Raw genomic sequence first — 1774 nt, forward strand, 5'->3', positions numbered from 1 at the left:
ACGGCCTACGCCGATGGTGAAGGTGGTGGTGTCGTCAAGATCCACAAGGCCGCTCCCGGTCACCTGAAGCAGCTTCTCAGGATCCACGCGGAAGCTTGACCAATCCACCCAGCGGATGGAGCCGAAGACAAGGGTGTTGGGATCGATGCCGGTCTGGAACTCGAGGTTCCAGGATTTCGGCGTCTTGACCGTCAGCCTGGAACGCCCGTCCAGAAGCGGCAAGGCCGCCGCGGGGCCGGGTCCATCGGGATCCACAAGAGGACCGGTCTCAGAGATGTCGAAGTCATGCTCGATCACCGCATTATAGGTCAGGGACACACGGGCGGAGATGTCCGGTCTTTCCCACGACACCCCGGCGAGCCACCCATAAGCGATATCTCTGTCCACATCGACACGGTAGCCGCTGATGGGGCCAAACGCTGCGCCGGCCAAGGTCACGCGTCCATCCGTGCGCGCTCCGCGAATACCTGCGTGAACTCCGAAGCCGCTTTCTGGCACAGCAACGCGGATGATGCCGGTCAGGTCGGTATTGTTGATGACCACGCCGGTTCCGCCGAGATTGAACGAACCACTGGCTGGATAAGCGATGTCGGCCCCGAATGGCTGGTCCAGGATGATTGCGGCTGACCAGAGATCGTTGAACTGGTGCTTATAGGCAAAGCCGAAGTTGGTGTAGGAAGACGCAACATCGCCAGTGCGCTGACCACCGGAATAGAGGCCAAGCGGAAGGTCTGTTCCTGTGATGCCGGGCGAAACATGGCCATAGCTCAGCTCGAGATAGTTGCCTGGTTCGAAAAGAGGACCGATGAACTGGCTGCTCCGCTCGACACCGCCAGCTTGAAGGGTTGTTCCGCAAAGGAGCCAGACGGCTGTGCCGATACATGCGGTCTTCATGAAGGCCTCGTGTCAAAGCTCGGGTATCATCACGTCAGCGTCTGCAATTTGCTGCTGAAAAAGGATAGCATAGGATGAGGCGCCGATGGGTAAGAAACGTCCCGACCTATCGGCAGGCTATCGACGCTAAAGTAGCCTTCTTCGAGCCCCATGTTCCATAATAAGTCTTATCGCATTTTTGCTTATAGCCGGGGGACGCGCTATTCTGAAATGCGACTTTCTGTGCTCGACAATGGGTTGAGCCATGAAAGGATCATAGAATGAAGGTTCGGTTCTCTCACCTTTCCCTTTCGGAACGCCGCAAGATCGAACGCTGGCGGCAGATGAAGCTGAGCCCTGACGAGATGGCGCGAAGGCTCGGCCGGCATCGTTCGACGATCTTCCGCGAGCTGCGCCGCAATCATTTCCACGACAGCGAGATCCCGAAACTCAGTGGCTACTGGTGCGTCGTGGCGCAAGGCTATTCGGATGGAAGACGGACCCGGCAGCGCAAGCTGGTGCGGGATCCCGGGCTGCGCGACCAAGTCGAGCGTTGTCTCCGCTCTGGCTGGACCCCCGAGCAGATCGCCGGCCGGATGCGCTATGAAGGTGCCCCGCGCCGGGTCTGCCAGGAGACCATCTATCGTCATGTCTACTCCGATGAAGGCCGCCGGGCTGAGCTGTGGCGCCACCTCCCTTCCGGGCGCCGCCGCCGCCGGGGCTACCGGTTACGCAAGCGCCCGCCCCCGAAGTTCGCGCCGGAACTCAGTATCTTGTTCCGCCCGGACGTCATCGCGCATCGCAAGCAGTTCGGCCATTGATGGTGTGGATACCTCACCCCGAAACGGCATCGCGATGTGCCAAGATGGTGATGTTGCAAAGCACCAGCGTGGAGGAGGTA

1 protein-coding gene and 1 pseudogene are annotated in these 1774 nt (G+C 59.9%); one reads left to right on the top strand and one right to left on the bottom strand.

Annotation, left to right across the window (positions count from 1 at the left end; translation table 11 throughout):
• Positions 1–894, bottom strand: an 894-nt coding sequence (locus IE224_RS20730) for an outer membrane protein transport protein (RefSeq protein WP_191313412.1), incomplete at its 3' end; no start/stop codon positions are given.
• 260 nt (positions 895–1154) lie between these two features.
• Here IE224_RS20730 and IE224_RS20735 point away from each other — a divergent pair.
• A pseudogene (locus IE224_RS20735) lies at positions 1155–1691 on the top strand (IS30 family transposase); the annotation flags it as partial.
• Between the last annotated feature and the right edge of the window lie 83 nt (positions 1692–1774).

Origin of the sequence: Paracoccus aerius (genome assembly GCF_014656455.1) — a bacterium.
In the GTDB taxonomy this organism is placed as follows: domain Bacteria; phylum Pseudomonadota; class Alphaproteobacteria; order Rhodobacterales; family Rhodobacteraceae; genus Paracoccus; species Paracoccus aerius.